10 protein-coding genes are annotated in these 19896 nt (G+C 71.6%); all 10 read right to left on the bottom strand.

Annotation, left to right across the window (positions count from 1 at the left end; translation table 11 throughout):
- Positions 1-3: 3 nt before the first annotated feature.
- Genes JNUCC0626_RS07785 through JNUCC0626_RS07740 form a run of 10 tightly spaced genes read right to left on the bottom strand, consistent with a single transcriptional unit; the run spans position 4 to position 19843 of the window.
- A complete protein-coding gene (locus JNUCC0626_RS07785) occupies positions 4-1020 on the bottom strand; it encodes a 3-oxoacyl-ACP synthase III family protein (protein WP_394618990.1) in 1017 nt (338 codons plus the stop codon).
- Complete coding sequence (locus tag JNUCC0626_RS07780; RefSeq protein ID WP_394618989.1) at positions 1017-2312, bottom strand: hypothetical protein; 1296 nt, start codon at positions 2310-2312, stop codon at positions 1017-1019. Before JNUCC0626_RS07780 ends, JNUCC0626_RS07785 begins: the two co-directional genes overlap by 4 nt.
- Positions 2312-2539, bottom strand: a complete 228-nt coding sequence (locus JNUCC0626_RS07775; protein WP_394618988.1) for an acyl carrier protein — start codon at positions 2537-2539, stop codon at positions 2312-2314. The genes JNUCC0626_RS07780 and JNUCC0626_RS07775 overlap by 1 nt, the downstream gene beginning before the upstream one ends.
- A complete protein-coding gene (locus tag JNUCC0626_RS07770; protein ID WP_253325371.1) occupies positions 2536-2712 on the bottom strand; it encodes an MbtH family protein in 177 nt (58 codons plus the stop codon). The genes JNUCC0626_RS07775 and JNUCC0626_RS07770 overlap by 4 nt, the downstream gene beginning before the upstream one ends.
- Before the next feature lie 9 nt (positions 2713-2721).
- Entirely contained in the window at positions 2722-4068 is a 1347-nt protein-coding gene (locus tag JNUCC0626_RS07765) for an MFS transporter (protein WP_394618987.1), read from the bottom strand.
- Positions 4068-9770 carry a condensation domain-containing protein gene (locus JNUCC0626_RS07760; RefSeq protein ID WP_394618986.1) on the bottom strand — a complete coding sequence of 1901 codons (5703 nt, stop codon included), beginning with the start codon at positions 9768-9770 and terminating at the stop codon, positions 4068-4070. Before JNUCC0626_RS07760 ends, JNUCC0626_RS07765 begins: the two co-directional genes overlap by 1 nt.
- A complete protein-coding gene (locus JNUCC0626_RS07755) occupies positions 9767-12724 on the bottom strand; it encodes a type I polyketide synthase (protein ID WP_394618985.1) in 2958 nt (985 codons plus the stop codon). Before JNUCC0626_RS07755 ends, JNUCC0626_RS07760 begins: the two co-directional genes overlap by 4 nt.
- Positions 12721-15930 (bottom strand): non-ribosomal peptide synthetase, encoded by a 3210-nt coding sequence (locus JNUCC0626_RS07750; protein WP_394618984.1) that lies wholly within the window; start codon positions 15928-15930, stop codon positions 12721-12723. The genes JNUCC0626_RS07755 and JNUCC0626_RS07750 overlap by 4 nt, the downstream gene beginning before the upstream one ends.
- Positions 15931-15944: 14 nt before the next feature.
- The gene (locus JNUCC0626_RS07745) at positions 15945-19103 is read right to left on the bottom strand and encodes a non-ribosomal peptide synthetase (protein WP_394618983.1); all 3159 of its coding nucleotides are present in this window, start codon (positions 19101-19103) and stop codon (positions 15945-15947) included.
- Positions 19100-19843 carry a thioesterase II family protein gene (locus JNUCC0626_RS07740; protein WP_394618982.1) on the bottom strand — a complete coding sequence of 248 codons (744 nt, stop codon included), beginning with the start codon at positions 19841-19843 and terminating at the stop codon, positions 19100-19102. Before JNUCC0626_RS07740 ends, JNUCC0626_RS07745 begins: the two co-directional genes overlap by 4 nt.
- Between the last annotated feature and the right edge of the window lie 53 nt (positions 19844-19896).

Below are 19896 nucleotides of genomic sequence, written 5' to 3'. Positions count from 1 at the left end.
CCCTCAGATCGCCAGCAGCGTGCACAGCCAGTGCATGCCGCTGGCCGTGCTGGTCAGTGCCACGACGTCGCCCTCGATGAGCTCCTCGGTCGTGAGGTAGTGCTCCAGCGACATCAGCTGGTCGGCGCAGCCGACGTGCCCGTAGGCCTGGGACACCTCGGTGTTCGTCCACTCCGGACCGTGGTCGAGGTCCTTGGCCAGCAACGTCATGGCGGGCACGCTGTCGTGCAGGTGCAACAGCTTGCGCAGGTCGGCGGGCTCGATGCCGGCCCGCTTGCAGGAGCGACGCACGACCTCGTGGTTGTTCGTGCGGATGGTCGAGACGAACTCGAACATCTTGCGGATGTCTCCCGCGAAGAACTCCTCCAGCCGCTTCTGCGGGCTCTTGACGCCCACGTCCTGCTGGCCGGCGAACGGCCGAGCCGCCGCGCCGACGTCCATCATCATGAAGTCGGCGTACCGGCCGTCGCTGATGATCTCGGTGTTGAGCCACCGGTTGCGCGGGTGGTCGCGCTTGACCACGGCCGCCGCGGCGCCGTCGGAGAAGATGCTGGTGTTGATCTCCATCCGGTTCCAGTACGGCTCGCACACGCGGTTGGCGCCGATGATCAGCGCGGTCTGGTAGTCCGGGTGCGTGGCGAACTTGCCGGCGACGACGTCGAACGCGGCCACTCCCCCGCCGCACGCCTGGGTCAGCAGCACGTTCTCCGACCTGTGGGCGCCGATCTTGGCCTGCGTGGCGCCCGCCGCGTCCCAGTACAGGTGCTCGGACAGGTCGGACATGGCGAGCACGACCAGGTCGACCTCGTGCGGCTGCACGCCCGCGTCACCGAGCGCCTTCGCACCGGCCTCGGCGGCCAGGTCGGTGAGGCCGACGCCGTCCTCGGCGCGGTGGAAGGTGCGGAAGCCCCAGCCCAGCACGCGGTCGACGTCGTCGGTGTAGTCCGGCGCGGCCGCGGCCACGTCGACGGGGTCGCCGAGCACGTGGCCGAGCGCCACGACTCCGAAGTGGACGGTCACGGGATCTCCTCGATTCTCGCTCCGGCGTCCGTCAGGAACCCGGCGGTGATCTGGTTGTGCGGGGTGGCGCGGTGGTGGAACACGAGGTCGCCGTGCTCGTCGCGCAGCCGTCGCAGCACGACGTCCTCGACGCCCTTGCCGAGCACGACGCAGGACAGCGAGAACACGTCCACGACGGTCCCGCCGGTGATGCCGACCGCGCCGCTGATGCCGTACTGGCCGAACTTGTCGCGCACGCGGACCGCGAACACCTCGCGGTCCTCGGTCAGGTCGAGCTTCTCGGTGCCGAGCGTGAAGTCCTTGGCCCGGCAGACCACCTCCGCGACCTTGGCCGCGGACTCGGGACCGACGGGCTCCAGCTCGACCTCGACGTTCAGGCCGGCCACGAAGTCGTCCAGCGAAACGGCCTCCCTGGCGGAGTGGCGAACGCGGCGTGCCGTGCGGTCCGGGGAGGGGATGCGGTCCAGCAGACCGGACCGCGCCACCTCGGCGCGCCACTCGTCGGGCTTGCCGTCCAGCGTCAGCAGCACCGCCGACTCGGCCGGCACGCCCTCCCGCGCCGCCACGTCCGCGATCTCCTCGTCCGGAGCCCGCACCACGAGCCGGGCGCCGGACTCGCGCAGCCACCGCACCGGCTCCTCCAGCGCGGGGTCCTCGTCCACGACGACGAGTCGCGGGGTGACCCCGTGCACTGCCCGCAGCACACCGGCCAGTTGCGCTCCCAGCTCGCCGAACACCGCCTCGGTGTAAGGGATCTTCGCGAACTTGAACATCGCGGCGTGGTGCGCCTTGGCGGTGCCGACCGCCCGCACGGCTCGTTCGGCGTCGACCACCCAGGCGTCCGGACGGCCCGCGAGCTCGGCCCGGATCGTCTCCCTGACCTCGTACGCAGTCGCGGCCGTCCCCGCGGCCCGCCCGTCGTCCAGTTGCCCGAACGGCCGGTCCTCCGGCACGGCGGGCAGCACGACGACCAGGAACGACCTCCAGCGCCGGGCCGCCGACACCGCGGCGTCGACCGCGGTCAGCAGCTCGTCGCCCAGCTCCTCGAAGCGGGGTGCCACGATCAGCACGTCCGGCCTCACCCGCGCCATCTCCGACGCGTCGTCGAGGCACTGCCGCACGATCTGGTTGTACGGCGCGGTGTCGAACGCGACCGGGAGGCCGGCGTCGTGCAGCGCGACGCCGAGGTGCGGCGCCAGCGGGTCGATCGTGTAGCTGGCGAGCAGGCCCACGCGCACGACCGGGCGGACGTCGGTCCGGCCGATCTCCTGCCAGCGCAGTCGCGTGTCCATCAGACCTCCACTCCCTTGGCGCGCAGCACTTCCCGGACCTCCCGGACCGTCCGCACACCGGCGATCTCCTCGTAGTCGAAGGAGAGCGAGTAGGCCTCCTCCAGCATCACGATCAGCTGGATGTGGCGCATGCTCGTCCAGCTCGACAGCGTGTCCTGGCCCGCGTCGTCGGTGACGTGCGCCGGATCGACGTCCAGGGCACCGGCCACCACGTCGGTGAAGGTCATGACCGTCCTCTCAGGCTGAGCGGGCGCATGTCCGTCCACACGCGACCGATGTGCTCCAGGCACTCGTCCTTCGACCCGCTGACGCCCGCGTCGTGCCAGCCGGGCGCGTTGTCCTTGTGAGCGGGCCAGATCGAGTACTGCTCTTCGTCGTTGACGACCACTCGGTGGGTCATGTCGATCTCCTAGTCGGCCAGCGCGGGCTGGCGGTCGAGCGGCTTGGCTTCCGGCTCCGGCTCGTAGTCGGGCACGAGCGTCTCGACCTCGCGGACGTTGCGGTTGAGGAAGCCCACGACGCCGACGCCCGCGCCGAGCACGCCCACGACCACGAACAGCAGCCCGATGCCCGAGCCAGGTCCGGTGCCGACCAGCCAGCCGAACGTGTCGGCGAGCGCCGTGTCCCCGCGCATCGCCGGTTCGAGCACCTTGTCCACCAGCGGTCCGGCGGCCGCGAAGCCGATCGGGACCGAGAGGTTCTCGAAGAAGTTGCGGGCGGCGAAGACGCGGCCCTGCACCCCCGGGTCGACCTTCTCCTGCCAGATGGTCTGCGCGAGACCGTCGATGAACGGGATGGTCAGCTCGACGAAGAACATCGCCGCGGCCCACGCGATCAGGCCGTCGCCGACGCCGTAGAGGATGCGGCCGACGATGCTGAACACCAGGATCGCGCCGAGCACCACGAGCATCTTGCGGCGCGGCGGCCTCATGAACGCGAGCAGCGTGCCGCCGAGGACGCCGCCGACCGCGCCGATGCTCTGCACCAGGCCGAGCGTGCCCTCGTCGCCCAGGGTGCGGGCGAGGACCAGCGGCACGATCAGCGCCCACGCCAGTGCGGCGAGGAGGCTGATGGAGAACAGGACGATCTGCACGGCGAGCAGCGGCGGCCGTTCGACGATGTAGCGGAACCCGAACACGCAGTCCTGCCAGAAGGTGCTCTTCTCCCGGTCCTGACCGGGCACCGGCGGGATCGTCACCACGAGCACGGTGATGATCGCGACGACGTACGTGAGCCCGTCGATGAACAGGATCAGCTTGATGCCGGTCAGGCCGAGCAGCGTGGCGGCGAACGCCGGCGCGAAGATCACCGGGAAGCTCTTGACCGACCACATCATCGCGTTGGCGCGGAGGAACTTGCCCTTCTCCATCATCAGCGCGATGGTCGCGCCGAACGCCGGCCCCTGGATCGCGAGCAACGCGCCGGTCAGCACGTTCACCAGGTAGAGGTGCCACAGCTGCGTCGAGTCCGTGAGGAACAACGCGAGCAGGATGAACGTGACGACGATCGACCCGATCTCGGAGATGATGATCGAGACCTTGCGGTTCAGCCGGTCGATCAGACTGCCCGCGAGCGGGCTGAAGAGCACGGTCGACCCGAAGCCGCAGAACATCATCAGCGCCATCGACGTGGCCGAGCCGGTGTGCTGCCACACCCAGATGCTGAGCGCGAAGTTCGTCATGCGGGTGCCGAGGGCGGACAGCAGCTGTCCTACCCACATGATCGTGAACGCGCCGAATCCCGAAGGCTTGGGCATTACCTCATCCTGTTCTGGTCAACGAGCTGGCGGAGCAGCCCTTCGATTTCGCCGAGCATCCGGCGCGCGGTCTCCGGCAGGTACATCTCGGTGCCGTAGTTCATCTCGATGCGGATCCGGCCGTCGACCAGCGAGCCGACGACGTCGATCCGGCCGGGCCACTCGGTCCCCTTGTCCTGCAGGACACCGAGTTCGGACTGGCACAGTTCGAACAGCTCGTCCGCGCTGGAGAGGTCGGTGAACCCGAACGCACCCGCGTAGTTGACGGTGAGCTGCGGGTTCGGCGTCTCCAGACGCTGCCGGACGGCGGGGTCCGGGTGGTTGTAACGGAGCAGGCCGTAGCCGATGCCGTTGACGGGCACCTGCTTCAGCTGGCCGGCGAGCGAGGTGATCGCGGCGGTGTCGACCGCGTCGGGCAGGGTGAGCCGGACCGGGTACATGACCTGGAACCAGCCGACCGTGCGGGACAGGTCGAGGCCGTCGAACAGCGCCTCGCGGCCGTGCCCGGTGGTCGCGATCGTCCACTCCGGACCGCCGAACCGGTCCGAGGCCATCCGCACGGACGCCCACACCAGCAGGTCGCTGACTCCGACGTGGTGCGCCTTGGCCAGCTCGCGCAGCCGCGTGGTGGTGTCGGCGTCGATCGTCGTGTGGATGTCCTGCATGACGCCGAACGTGTTGCGGCCGGGCAGGTCGGGTGTCATGTCCTCGCTGCCGGGTGCCTGCCGCTCCCAGTACTCCAGCTCCTGCAGGGGCAACGGACCGCGGGCGTACCCGTCGATCTTCCGCGCCCAGTCCCGGAACGACGTGGTCTTCTGGCCGAGGTCGACGCAACCGCCGGCGAGGACCTGGCGCAGCGCGTTCTGGAAGTCCTCCAGGATCAGGCTGCGCGAGACGCCGTCGGTGACCAGGTGGTGGCAGATCAGCATCACGCGGTCGGGCTCGTGGCCGCCGAGTCCGAAGTGGACGACCTTGGCCAGCGGGCCTTCGGCGACGTCCAGCGTCGGGTGCACCTCGTTCAGGTGGGCCTCGATCGCCTTCTCGCGGTCGGTGGCGTCCGTGACGTCGAACGACACGAACGGCATCGCACCGTCGACCGGGCCGTGCGAGGCGTGCCAGTCGTTGCCTTCACGGCGGAACCGGAGGCGCATCCCGTCGTGGTGGGCGACCAGCGCGTTCGTGGCCCGCTCCAGCTGATCCGGCGTCGCCGGCGCGCGGAGGCGCAGGTAGTAGGGGTGGTTGAAGTGGGCGGGCGCGACCATCGACGTCGCGAGCGCCTCGAAGAACCAGCGCTGCGCCCCGGTGGCCGGGAAGTCGCCCTCCACCGGCCCCTGGTCTGCGACCTGCTCCGGTGCGTCCGCGACCAGCAGCGCGGCGATCGTGCGCTTGGCGGTGAGCTGGGCGGGTGTGAACCTGATGCCCGCCTGGTTCGCGAGCCACACCACCTGGATCGCGGTCATGGAGTCGCCACCCAGCTCGAAGAAGTCGTCGTGCGCGCCGACCTCGCCGACCTTGAGCACCTCGCGCCACACAGCCGCCAGCGCTTGCTGCTCCTCGGACATCGGCACGCGCAGCAGTTCCGCGATCGTGCGCTTGGCCGTCAGCTGGGCAGGCATGAACTTGATCCCCGCCTGATTCGCGAGCCACACCACCTGGATCGCGGTCATCGAATCGCCACCCAGCTCGAAGAAGTCGTCGTGGACGCCGACCTCCGCGAGCTTCAGCACGTCCTGCCAGACTGCCGCCAGCGCGCGTTCGTCATCGGTCCGCGGCAGCTCCTTCGCCCGCGTCTCCTGCGGCAGCTCGCCCAGCAGCCGGGCGAGCTCGGTGCCCAGCACGACGTCCTGGTCGCCCTGCGCGGTCAGCAGATCGACGACGCGCAGGGCCGGGAACCGGCGGGCGAGGCGGTCGGCGGCGTGGCCGAACACCCCGGGCCACGGCCTCTCGGCGCGCTCGGACGTGGCCAGGACGGCCAGTTCCCCGCCGGTGCGCTGGGTCCAGCGTTCGACCGCGGTGCAGAGCCGGTCGAACGCGAGCTCGAACGCGGCGACGCCACCGTCGAACAGGTCTTCCCACCGCAGCACCAGCGCGGTCGTCCCGCCGCCGAACCCGGCCGCGGGGTCCAGCAGCGGACGCAGGACCTGACCGGCCGCGGTCGTGCTGACGGTGAGCGGCAGGTCCAGCTCGCCGAGCCACGAGGTCAGCACCGGCAGCACGCCGTCGAGCGGCCGTGACGACGCGATGCCCATCGTCGGGCCATCCACTGTGGACGATTCGACCTCGACGCGCGTGTCGGGCGCGTCGACCAGTTCGGTGAGTTGCGCGACGAACGAGTCGAGCAGCTCACCGGCGCCGTCGGTGCCGAACAGGTCGGCGCTGTACTCCAGCGTCGCGGCCAGCTCGCCGTGCTCGGTCGTGAGCGTGAGGAACAGGTCGAAGTCGAGGCTCGTGACCGGCACCTCCAGCGGTTCCAGCTCCAGCCCCGGCCAGCTCATCGCCTCGTCGGGCAGGTCCGCGTAGTTGAACGCGCACTGGTAGACCGGGTGCCTGCCCCGCCGGCGCGGCAGCACGTGGGCGACGCTGGAGAACGGCACGTCGCCGTGCTGGTAGCCGTCGACCATCGCGCGGTGCACCCGCTGCACGACCTGCCGGAAGGTGAGGCGCCCGGCCAGGTCCACGCGGATCGGCAGCAGGTCGGTGAAGCAGCCGACGAGGTGCTCGACCTCCGGCCGCGGTCTGCCCTGCTGCGGCACGCTCAGCACGACGTCCGGCTGCGCGCTGCGGCGGTACAGCACGACCGCGTACGCCGCGAGCAGCGTGGCGAACGGTGTGCTGCCCTCCGCTCGCGCCAGGTCCTTCAGCGCCTCCGCCACCCTGTCCGGCACGACGGACGACGTGCGCCGGGTCTCGTTGCGCTCAGGGCGGTCCGCGGGCACTTCCAGCTGCGACGGCGCGTCGGCGAGGTAGGTGCGCCAGTGCTCCTGGTGCGGTGCGAGCGCCTCGTCGGTGAGCAGGACCTGTTGCCACGCCGCGTAGTCCGCGTACTGGACGGTCAGGTCCGGCAGGTCACCGGCCTGGTAGCCGGCGGACAGCTCGGCGAGCAGCACTCCCCACGACGTGTTGTCGCAGACGATGTGGTGCATGCCGAGCAGCAGGTGGTGCTCCTGCGCGGACGTGCGCACCAGCCGGACGCGCAGCAGCGGTCCGTGCTCCAGGTCGTAGACGTGGGTGGTGTGCTCGGCGAGGAACTCCTCGGGCGAGCCGACCGCCTCGGGCAGCCAGCAGTCCATGTCCGGGTGCACGACCATGACCGGCCGGCCGTCCTGCTCGGCGAACGTGGTGCGCAGGATTTCGTGCCGCCGCACGACGTTCGCCACGGCGGCGCGCAAGGCCGGCACGTCGAGCGAGCCGCGCAGCGCCACCGCGAACGTGGTGTTCATCCTCGTGGTGGTGGGATCGAGCTGGGTCGCGGCCCACATGCGCCGCTGGATCGCCGACAGCTCGAGGGGTTCGTCGCGGGAGACCGGCGACAGCGGATGCCCGGTCTCGTGCGGCTCGTCGACGAGTTCGGCCAGCGCCTCGACGGTCGGATGGGTGAACAGCGCGTGCAGCGAGACGTCGGCGCCGAACTCCGCGAACACCTTGGACAGCAGCTGTGTCGCGAGCAGCGAGTGGCCGCCCAGCGCGAAGAAGTCGTGCGTGACGCCGACCTCGTCGAGCTTGAGCACCTCGCGCCAGACGCGGGCGAGTCGTTCCTCGGTCGGCGTGCGCGGGGCCACCGGGGGCGTGTCGATCGAGACCGCCCGGACGGCGGGCGCGGCCCGTTCGGCCAGTGCGGCCGGCTCGCCCAGTGAGGTGCCGAGCAGGTGCAGTCGGTCGGCCTCCGGGTGCAGCACGCGGGTCAGCAGGATCGCCAGCGCGGCGAACATCTCCTGCGGGTAGGGGACGTGGCCGAGCTTGTCGGCCTGCGCGTCGAAGGTGGCACTGACCGGCAGATCCTTGGCCCAGTCCGCGAACCACGTGGCGTGCACGCCCTCGATGGAGTCCGCGAGCACCGCGAGCCGGTCGTCGAGGTGGCCGAACGTCTGCTCGGACGGGCAGACGACGAGGTGCAGCGGCGCGGACGACCGTTGCCGGTAGGCCGTGACGGCGGTCTCCAGGTCCTGCCAGTTCGCCTCGACCGCGTCGCCGTGCCGCGTCCAGTCCTCCCAGCGCAGCAGCACGACGTCGGCCAGCCTGCCGTCGTCGCCTTGGAGCAGATGCTGGACGATCTGCTGGTACGGCGCGAGTTCCACGTCCACGGGCAGCCGCAGCACGCCGTTGAGCACGTCCAGTGGTGCGCGGACGGGGTCGGCGGTGAACGTGGCGGCGATCGAGATCCGGTCCCGGCGCGGGAGCGTGCCCTCCGCCAGGTCGGCGAGCACGGCGAGGAACTGCTCGCCCAGCTCGCCGACGGTCTCGTCGAGGTAGAGGTCCGCGTTGTAGCCGAGGACGCCGCGCAGCTCACCGTTGGTCCGGGACAGCACGACGAACAGGTCGAAGTCGGTCAGGCCGTTGTCGACCTCGAACGGGCGGAACTCGACGCCGGCGGCCGTGCGGGGAGCCGAGGCCTCGGTGAGGCTCAGCATGGCCTGGAACAAGGGGTTCTGGCTCGGGTCGCGCGGCGGGTCGACCGCCTCCACCACCCGTGCGTACGGCGCATCCTGGTGGGAGTACGCCTCGCTGATCGCGCGGTGCGTCCCGCGCACCACGTCGTCGGCGTCGCCGTCCAGGTCCACGCGCAGCACCAGCATGTTCGCCAGCGAGCCGATCAGGTGCTCCAGACCGGGACGGCCGCGGCCGCTCACGGGCAGGCCGAGCAGCACCCGGTCCTGGCCGATCAGCGCCGCGAAACCGCTGAGCACCACGGCGTTCAGCGACACACCGAGCTGCTGGGCACGAGCCGCGAGCTTCTCGGTCAGCTCGCGCGGCACGACGAAGTGCCGCCGGCCGCCGGTGTGCGTCTGAATAGCCGGGCGCGGCAGGTCGGACGGCACGGTGGAACGCGCCGGGCTGTCGGCGAGCCTGTCCCGCCAGTACGCGAGGTGCTCGTCCATCACCTCGGCGGTCAGCCGGCGGCGTTCGGCGGCGGCGTGCCGGCCGAACGACGTGGTCAGCTCGGGCAGCGCCTCCCCGCCGTAGAACGCGGCGAGGTCGGCACCGAACACCTCGGCCGACGCGGCGTCGAAAACGATGTGGTGCGCGGTCACGAGCAGCAGGTGCTTCTCCGGTCCGAGCGCGACGAGCCGGAACGCCACCAGCGGTCCCGCGCTCAGGTCGAACGTGTGCCGGGCATGGTCTTGTGCGACTTCCTCGGCCCGTTCGGGGTTCTCGGACAGGTCCACGACCTCGATGGCGATGGACACGTTGTCGCGCACTCGTTGCCGCAGCTCGCCGTCGCGCTCGAAGAACGTGGTGCGCAGGGCGGAGTGCCGGTCCACGACCCGGCCGACGGCCAGTTCGAGGGCGGTGCGGTCGAGCGGCCCGATGAGCTCCAGCCCGAACGGGATGGCGTAGGCGGGGTTGCCGGGGTCGAGGCGGTCGAGGAACCAGAGCTGCTCCTGGGTGAACGACACCGGCTGCGACCGGTCGGCGTTGCGCAGGCGCAGCGCGAGGAGCTGTCTCTGCTCCTCGGTCAATGAGCTGGTCAGGTGGTCTGTCATGACTGGGAGATCTCCTGGGCGTCCCGCTCGCGGTCCAGTTCGGCCCGCAGCTCTTCCGGTGACATGTCGCGGATCTCGGCGAGCAGCCGGGCGAACTCGTCGTCCTGCTCCGGTTGGTCGTCGCGCAGCTCGTCGATCCGCGCGGCGAGCCTGCGCGGCGTCGGCGCCTCGAAGATCGCGCCCGCCGGGAGAGTGACCTGGAGCTCCGCCGTGATCCGCGCGAGGATCTGGGTGGCCAGCAACGAATGCCCGCCGAGCTCGAAGTAGTCGTCATCCGGGCCGATGCGCGCGATGCCGAGCAGCTCCTGCCAGATGCCGGTGACGACCGCGAGGTCGCCCTGGGGCAGCACGAGCTCGGCCGGCTGCGGCAGCACCTCGACGACCTCGATCGGCCGCGGCGCCGTGCCGGGCAGGTCGATCCAGTGGCGGGCGCGCTCGAACGGGTAACCCGGCAGCGGAATCCTGCGCCGCCGCTCGTCCGCCGTGAGCGCGCCGAGGTCGACCGGCACACCGGCGATCCACATCCTGCCCGCCGCGGCCAGCATCGTGTCGAGGTCGTGCTTGTCCTCGCGCGGGTGCCGCAGCGACCCGAGGGCGGCACCACCGCGGAGGTCGTGCTGGCGTGCCAAGGTCGTGAGGACGTTGCCCGGCCCGACCTCCAGCACGGTCACCGGCTCGGTGATCAGCGTCGTCAGCCCCTCGCTGAACCGCACGGCCGCACGGGCGTGCCGGGCCCAGTAGCCGGGGTCAGTCGCCTCCTCGGCGGTGATCCAGGTACCGGACACGTTGGAGATGAAGGGAATCCGCGGCGCGCGCAGCTCGATCCGGCTCACCAGCGCGGTGAACTCACCGAGCATCGGGTCGATCATCGCCGAGTGGAACGCGTGCGAGGTGTGCAGCCGCTGGCACGCGACACCCGCGGTCTTCTCGAAGCGCTCGATCGCCTCGAACGTGCCGGCGACCGTGCTGAGGTTCGGCGCGTTGCTCGCCGCGAGGGACACGTCCTCCGGCAACTCCAGTTGGTCGGCGCCGAGCGGCACGGACAGCATGGCGCCGCCGGGCAACGCGCCCATCAGCGCGCCGCGGGCCGTGACCAGCTCCAGCGCGTCCGGCAACGAGAACACCCCGGCCAGGCACGCGGCCACGTACTCGCCGACGCTGTGCCCGAGCATCGCGCTCGGCCGCACACCCCAGTGCTCCCAGAGCTTCGCAAGCGAGTACTCGACGGCGAAGAGGGCGGGCTGGGTGAACTCGGTGCGGGTCAGGCGGTCCGCGTCGGCCAGCACCTCGTGCAGGTCGAACGGGAGGAGCGCGGCGCACTCGTCGAGGGCGGCCTTGAAGACCGGTTCCTCGGCGGTGAGCTGGGCGGCCATGCCCGCGTACTGCGAACCCTGGCCGGGGAAGAGGAAGACGACGTCGCGCCGGTCGCCGGAGCCGGTCCAGGCTTCGGACAGATCATCGACGACCTCGGCACCTACCACCGCGGCCAGCCTGTGCCGCAACGCTTTTCGGCCCGTCCGCAACGTGTACGACACGTCCGCCAACTCCTGGCCACCCTCCGCGAGCCGCGCGGCCAGCCGTTCCCTGCTCTCCTGCAACGCCTTCTCGCTCGCGGCCGACAGCACCACCAGGTGCCGGGACCGGGTCGGCGGCATCGGTTCGGGCGACGGCGGCTCCTCCAGCACGGCGTGCGCGTTGGTGCCGCCCATGCCGAACCCGCTGACCCCGGCCCGGCGCGGGCCGTCCAGCGGCCACGGCGCCGGCTCGCGGTTGACGAAGAACGGGCTGTCCGGGAGCCCCGTCTCGGGGTTCGGCTCGGTGAAGTACGGGCTGGGCGGCACCACACCCTCCCGCACGGCGAGCGCGGCCTTCACGAACCCGGCGACACCGGCCGCCGCGTCCAGGTGGCCGATCAGGGCCTTGACCGACCCCAGAGCGCAGGCCTGTGGCGGGTGGACGAACGCCTGCGTCAGCGCGGCCACCTCGATCGGGTCGCCCAGCGGGGTGGCGGTGCCGTGCGCCTCGACGTAGCCGATCGTGGAGGAGTCCACTTCGGACAGGTCGTGCGCGGCCCTGATGACCCGCGCCTGCCCGGTGACGCTCGGCGCGGTGAAGCCGACCTTGCTCGCGCCGTCGTTGTTCACGGCGGTGCCCTTCACCACGGCGTGGATCGTGTCGCCGTCGGCGAGGGCGTCCTCCAGGCGGCGCAGCACCACGGCGGCGACGCCGTTGCCCGCGACCACCCCGTGGGCCGCAGCGTCGAAGGGCAGGCAGCGGCCGTCGGCGGCGAGGATGCCGCCCTCGGTGTGCTGGTAGCCCTCGTGCACCGGCGGCCGGATCGAGACGCCGCCCGCCAGGGCGATGTCGCAGTCGTGGCCCAGCAACGCCTGGCACGCCACGTGGATCGTCACCAGCGACGACGAGCACGCCGTCTGCACGGTGATCGCGGGACCGGTCAGGTCGAGGTGGTACGCGACGCGGCTGGCGAGCGTGTCCTTGTCGTTGGCCAGCAACAGGTCGAGCGGCTGCAGGCCGCCCGGTACGGCGGGGTTGCCCCACAGGTGCCGCAGCAGGTACGTGTCGACGCTCGCCGAGGCGTAGACGCCGACCTCCCGTCCGCCGCCCAGGTGGCCGGCGTGCTCCAGCGCGTGCCAGGCGCACTCCAGGAACACCCGCTGCTGCGGGTCCAGCACGGCCGCGTCGCGCGGGCTGTAGCCGAACAGCTTGGCGTCGAAGAACTCGATGCCGTCGAGCGCGCCGCCCATCGGCACGAAACCGGGCTCCGCGCGTCGCTGCACCGACACGCCTGCCGCGTCGAGCTCCTCATCGGTGAAGCGGCGCACGCCGGCCTCACCGGCCAGCACGTTGTCCCAGAACTCGTCCACTGTGGACGATCCAGGGAAGCGGCCGGCCATGCCGACGACCGCGATCTCCAGTCCGGTGTACTCCGTCACGACTTCCTCCCCCGAGCCAGCAATGCCTTCCTGCCACCGGTAGACCGCGTCTGCACCACGCCACCGCCGTCGAAGTGGGCGGCAAGTGCCCGCACCGTCGGGTAGGTGAAGAGCGTCACCGTCGGCACCTCCCGCGCGAACAGCTCCGCCAGCCGGCTGCGCGCCTTGACCAGCAGCACCGAGTTGCCGCCGAGGTCGAAGAAGTTGTCGTCGGCGCCGACGCGGTCCATCCGCAGCACCTCGCGCCAGACGTCGGAGATCGTCCGCTCGGTCTGGTTGCCCGCGGGCACCACGACCCGTTCGGAGCGCACCGACTCCGGCTTCGGCAGCGCGCGGTGGTCGAGCTTCCCGTTGGGGTTGCGCGGGATCGTCGGCACCGCGACGAACGCCGACGGCACCATGTACTCGGGCAGCCCGCGCCGCAGCGAGGCCCGCAGCTCGGCGGCGTCGACCTCGCGGCCGTCGGCGGCGACCGCGTAGGCGACCAGCCGCACGTCGCCCGGCACGTCCTCGCGGGCAATCACGACCGCCGCGCGCACCGACGGGTGCGCACACACCGCGGTCTGGATCTCGCCCAGCTCGATCCGGTAGCCGCGCAGCTTGATCTGGTCGTCCATCCGGCGCAGGAACTCGATCTGACCGTCGGGCCGGAACCGCGCGAGGTCACCGGTGCGGTACAGCCGCCCGCCGCCGAACGGGTCGGCCACGAACCTCTCGGCCGTGAGCTCCGGCCGGTGCAGGTACCCGCGCGCCACCTGCACGCCACCGAGGTGCAGCTCCCCCGGCACGCCGACGGGCAACGGCTCCTGGTGCGCGTCCAGCACGTAGGCGGTGCTGCCGGTGATCGGACGTCCGATCGGCAACGGGCTCTCGGTGCCGTCGCACTCCGCGGCGGTGATCCAGATGGACGCCTCGGTGGGCCCGTAGACGTTGAGGAACCGCCGGTCCGCCGCCCACGCGGCCGCGACCTCCTCCGGGCAGGCCTCGCCACCCGCCATCAGGGTCCGCAGCCCAGGCACGGAGGCCGGGTCGGTCAGCCGCAGCACGGTCGGCGGCAGGCACGCCACGTCGACGCGCTGGTCGTTGATCGTGCGGGCCAGGTCGGGGCCGGGCTGCAGGTCGTGCTGCGCGGCCAGCACCACGGTGGCACCGGACCGCAGCGTCACCATGATGTCCGCGACGGACACGTCGAAGCTGAACGACGCGAACTGCAGCATCCTGTTGCCAGGCCCGATGCCGAGCATCCGCGCCAGCTCGTCCGCGAGGTTCACGACGCCGCGGTGCGGCAGCATGGCGCCCTTGGGCTTGCCGGTCGACCCGGACGTGTAGATCACGTACGCGAGGTCGTCCGGTGCCACGGTCCGCGCCAGACGGGCCGCGGGTACTCCTGAGAGGTCCGTCTCGTCCAACGGAAGCGTGGCCACGTCGGGGAAACGCGAGGAGAACGCCGCCAGCGTCACGACCACGCGCAGACCGGAGTCGGCGACCATGTACGCCAGCCGGTCCGCCGGGTACTCCGGGTCGAGCGGCACGTAGGCGGCGCCGGACTTGAGCACACCCTGTTGCGCCACCACGAGGTCGAGCGACCGGGGCAGGCTGATGCCGACGAAGTCGCCCCGGCCGATCCCGCGCGACCGCAGCAGGTGCGCGAGCCGGTTGGCGCGCTCGTCCAGTTCCCGGTAGGTCAGCTCCTGGTCCTCGAACACCAGCGCGACAGCGTCGGGGGTGCGGTCGGCGGACGCCTCGGCCAGCTCGTGCACCAGCAGGCCGTCGAGCCGGGCCGCGGGAACCGGGTTCCACTCCTGCAGGAGCTGCGCGCGCTCGGCAGCCGTGATCATGGTCAGGCGGCCGATCGGGCACGACGGGTCGGCGAGCCCCGAGGCGAGCAGCGTCTCCAGGTGTCCGAGCAGGCGCCGCGCGGTGCTGGGTTCGTACAACGCGCTGTCGAACTCCAGCAGTCCGGTGATCCCGCCCTCGGTGGACGTGACGCCCAGCTCCAGGTCCCACTTCGCGGTGCCGGAATGCGCCGGCACGCGGGAGATCTCGACGCCCGACAACGACAGGAGCGAGTGCTGGCCGTCCTCCATGCCGACGATCGTCTGGACGACCGGCTGGTGCGCGGTGCTGCGCGGCGGGGCCAGAGCCTCGACGACGCGTTCGAACGGCAGCTCCTGGTGCTGCTGCGCGGCCAGCGTCGTGTCGCGGACCTGGTGCAGCAGCCCCAAGAAGCTGACGTCGGCGTCCACGCGGGTCCTCAGGGCGACTGTGTTGACGAAGAAGCCGAGGGCGTCCTCGATCTCGGCCCGCCGGTTGCCCACGTTGGTGCCGACCACGACGTCGTCGGCGCCGGAGTACCGGTGCAGCAACACGTTCCACGCGGTCAGCAGCACCATGAACGGCGTGACCCGCTCGGCGAGGCAGAACGCGTCGAGCTGCTCCTTCAACGCGGCGGGCCAGGCGAACTCGACGGCACCGCCCCGCATCTTCATCACGGCCGGACGCGGATGGTCCGACGGCAGCTCCAGCACCGGCGGCACCCCGGCGAGCTGCGTGGTCCAGTACTCCAGCAGTCGCGCGCCTTCGGGACCGTCGAGCCACTCGGTCTGCCAGCGGCTGAAGTCCAGGTACTGCGCGGGCGCGGGTCCGAGGTCGCGGGCCGAGTAGGCGGCCTCCCACTCGGCGAACAGCAGCTGGGTGCTCCACCCGTCGCAGACGATGTGGTGCATCGACACGAGCAGCAGCGCGTCGGTGGCGTCGAACACCACCAGCTCCGCCCGCAGCAAAGGCCCGTCCGCCAGCGAGAACGGCTCCCCCGCCACCTCGGCGGCACGCTCGGCCGCGAACGCGTCGCGGTCGGCAACGTCCACATGCGACACCACGAGCGAGAACTGCGGCTCCGGCAGGATCACCTGGCGCGGTTCGCCGTCGAGGTCGAGGAACACGGTCCGCAGCACCTCGTGCCGCCGGCCGACCTCCAGCAACGCCTTGCCCAGCGCGTCGGCGTCCACGGTGCCGCGCAGCCGGAAGGCGTACGGCACGTTGTAGACGGCGCTGCCGGGGTGCAGCTGGTCGAGCAGCCACAGCCGGCGCTGCCCGGACGACACCGGGTAGACGCCGAAGTCCTCACCCCGCTCGGCGAGCTGCGCGAACACCGCCGCCCGCTTCTCCGGGTCCAGCGCCTTCAAGCGCCGCAACACTTCCTGCACGACTTCCCCTCCAGTCACAGATCGAGCAGGTCGGCGACCGAACGCGAGGCCCTGGCCTCGGTCCGGATCACGCCGACGGGTACGGGTGTGGTGTCGCGCAACCGGTCGACCTCGGTCGCGATGCCGGCGACGGTCGGGTGGTCGAAGAGCGACCGCATCGGCAGCCGGACACCCAGTTCGCTCTCGACGCGGGCGAGGATCCTCGCCGCCTTCAGCGAGTGGCCGCCGCAGTCGAAGAAGTTGGTGTCGCGCCCGACCGACTCCGCGCCGAGCACCTGGCGCCAGAGGTTCGCGACGGCGACCTCGGTGAGCGTCTGCGGCTCGTCGAGCTCCTCCTCCGCGGCGATCTCCGGGTCCGGCAACGCGCGCAGGTCGAGCTTCCCGTTGCGGGTCAACGGCAACGACTCCAGCGGCACCAGCGCGGACGGCACCAGATAGGCGGGCAACGCGCCGCGCACGTGCCGCGCCAGTTCGTCGAGCTGCTCCTCGCCCGCCCGCTCCAGCACGACGTACCCGACCAGGCGGACGTCACCGGCGGCGTCCGGAAGCGGCACGACCACGGCCTGGCGCACCAGCCCCGACGAGTGCAGGCAGGCCTCGACCTCGCCCGGCTCGATCCGGAAGCCGCGGATCTTGACCTGGCGGTCGGCCCGGCCCAGGTACTCGAAGGCCCCGTCCGGCAGCAACCGCGCGAGGTCGCCGGTCCGGTACAGCCGTGCGCCGGGCTTGCCGCCCAGGTGGTCCGGGACGAACTTGTCGGCGGTCAGCGCGGGGTTCCCGACGTAACCGCGGCCGACGCCGTCACCGCCGACGCACAGCTCGCCCACGGCCATCGGCGGAACCGGCTCCAGGTACTGGTCCAGCACGTAGAGCTGCGTGTTGCTCAGCCCGCGCCCCAGCGGGATGCGGCCTGGCGCACGCTCGCACTCGTGGCTCGACGCGAAGGTCGTGGTCTCGGTCGGGCCGTAGCCGTTCACGACGTGCCGGGGACCGCCGGGGTGGGCGACGAGCGCGGCGATCGCGTGCTCATCCGGCTGCTCGCCGCCGAACACGAAGTAGCGCAAGCCGGACAACGCGCCCGGCAGCTCGCGCGCCACGTGCATCGCGACGGACGTGGTGAGGAACAACGTGTCGATCGCGTTGGCCCGCAACCACTCCCCCAGTGCCGCCGGGTCGAGCGCGACGTCCTTGGGCAGGCCGACCAGACGACCGCCGTTCAGCAGAGCGCCCCAGATCTCGAACGTCGCCGCGTCGAACGTCGTCGTCGAGGCCTGCGCGACCCGGTCACCGGGCGCGAAGTCGACGTAGTTCGTGTCGCGGACCAGCCGGACCACGTTGCGGTGGCTGACGCACACGCCCTTGGGCATGCCGGTCGACCCGGACGTGTACATCACGTACGCGAGGTCGTCCGCGACCAGTGTCCGGTGTGGACGGTCCGCCGGGCAGCTGAAGACCATCGTCGACAGGTCGACCAGCTCGACGTCCAGCTCGACGGCGCGGCCGGCGATCACCACGGCGGCGGAGGCGTCCTCGCACAACGACTGCAGCCGGTCGAGCGGGTACTCCGGGTCGAGCGGCAGGTACGCACCACCGGCCTTGAGCACGGCGATCGCGGCGACGATCCAGTCCACGCCGCGTTCCAGCAGGATGCCGACGGGCGTTCCCGTCACCACGCCGAGGGTGCCGAGGTGGGCGGCGAGCCGGTTGGCCCGCTGGTCCAGTTCGGCATAGGTGAGCCGCACGCCGCCGAACTCGACGGCGACGTCCGCGGCGAAGCGGTCGACGGTCTGTTCGAACAGCTCGACGAGCGTCGAGTCCGCCGGGTACGCGGTGGCGTTCGCGTTGAGGTCGCGGACGATCCGGCCGTGCTCGTCGCCGGAGAGCAACGACAGGTTCGACAGCCGCGTGTCCGGCGCGCTGGTGAGCTGGCCGAGCACGGTGACGAAGCGCTCGGTCAGGTCGACGACGTCGGCGCGCCGGTACAGCGCCGTGCGGAACTTGACCCAGCCGCGCATCTCGCCGCTGCCGTGGTCGGGCAGCTGCAGTTCGAGGTCGTAGAGGCTCTGGTCGCTGGTGCCCTGGACGAACGTGAACACGCACCCGCCGGCGGCCAGCGGACCGGCCAGCGGCGGCGGGGACGCGAAGACGATCTGGAAGACCGGGTGCCGGTCGCCGTCCCCGGTCTGCCCGAGCGCGGAGCAGACCTCGTGGAACGGAGCGTCGCGGTGGTCGAGCGCGTCCAGCACGGAGCCGCGCACGACGTCCATCACCTCGCCGAACGTCGGGTCCCAGCCGAGGCGCACCCGCAGCGCCAGCATGTTCACGAAGTAGCCGGCCAGCTCATGGGTGTCGGCGTGCTCCCGGCCGGCCGACGGCGAGCCGACCACGACGTCCGACGAGCCGGTCAAGCGGTGCAGCAGCACGGAGAACGCGCTCAGCAGCACCATGAACGACGACGACCGGTGCGTGCTCGCCGCTCGCCGAACCGCGTTCGCCAGGTCCTCCGGTACGACCAGCGGCAAGGAGTCGGCGGCGAAGTCGGGTGGCGCGGGACGGGTGCGGATGGCCGGCAACTCCAGCGGTTCCGGCAGGTCGGCCAGCTCGGTGAGCCAGTGCTCCACGCCGCCGGCGAGCGGCGCGATGTCGCGGTAGGCGACCGCGGGCCGCGGCAGCGAGACGTCCCCTCCGTCGACCGCGGCCTGGTAGCAGCGCGGCAACTCGTCCTGGATGACGGCGACGGACGCGCCGTCGATCGCGATGTGGTGCACCAGCAGCACGAGCTGGTGACGGTCGTCCTCCAGGCGCAGCAACACGATCCGCAACGGCAGCCCGGACGTGATGTCGACGCGCCGGGCGAGTTCGGCCGCTACCAACGCTTCGGCGCGCGCGGTGCGTTCGGCCGGTGCGAGGTCGCGGAGGTCGCGTGCCGCGATCGACACGTGGGCCTCCAGCGCGACCGACGCCACGAGGTCGTCGCCGTCCAGCCGGTAGCTGGTGCGCAACGGCTCGTGCCGGTCGATCACCGCGTTCAACGCGGTGGCGAGCGCGTAGGTGTCGAGCTCGCCGGTGATCTCCACGTGCACCGGCACGGTGTTGAACGTGACGTCCGGCGCGAGCTGGTCGGAGAACCAGATCTGCTGCTGGCCCCGCGTCGCGGGGAACTGGTCGGTCACTGCACACCTTCCCTGGCCGCGAGCGACCGCACGACGCTCGTCACCGCTGCCGGATCGTCTTTGAGGTAGAAGTGGCCGCCCGGCCGGACCACGAGGTCGAAGCCGGCGACGGTGTGGTGCCGCCAGGCGGCGACGTCGGCCACGGTCGCGAGCGGGTCGTCGGTGCCGGAGAACGCGGTGACCGGCACGCCGACGACGTCGCGCGTGCCGTGGAACCCGGCGCACACCGTCAGGTCGGCGCGCAGCGTCGGCAGGATCAGCGCGAGCATGTCCTCGTGCGCCAGCAGGTCCGCGGGCACACCGCCGAGCGTGGACATCCAGTCGAGCAGGCCCGCGTCGTCGAGCAGGTGGGGTGCGCCGCCGAACGCGAGGTGCGGCGCCTTGGCCGCGGACACCACGAGGTGCTCGGCCAGCCCGTCCAGGCGCCGGGCCACGTCGAACGCGAGCAAGCCGCCCATGCTGTGGCCGAACAGCACCACCGGTGCCGCGATCTCCGCGCGGATCGCCTCGGCCAGCGGTCCGGTGATCGCCGCGGCCTCGGTGAGCGCGGGTTCGCCGAAACGCCGTTCCCTGCCCGGCAACGCCGCGACCCACACCTCGACCGACACGCCCAGCAGGTCCGCCCAGTCCCAGTAGGCCGACGCGCCGCCCCCGGCGTACGGCAGGCACACCACCCGCACTGCCGCGCCCGGCCTCGGCTTCGGCCGGACGAGCCAGCCGCTTCCCCCGTTTTCGTTCACCAGACGAAGCTACGAATCGGGTCTTAGCGCACCCTTCAGGAAACCTGACGGCT

It is taken from the genome of Lentzea sp. JNUCC 0626, assembly GCF_043632865.1.
Taxonomy (GTDB): domain Bacteria; phylum Actinomycetota; class Actinomycetes; order Mycobacteriales; family Pseudonocardiaceae; genus Lentzea.
The sequence above is the reverse complement of the archived record's forward strand: the minus strand, read 5'-3'. Positions and strand labels throughout refer to the sequence as shown.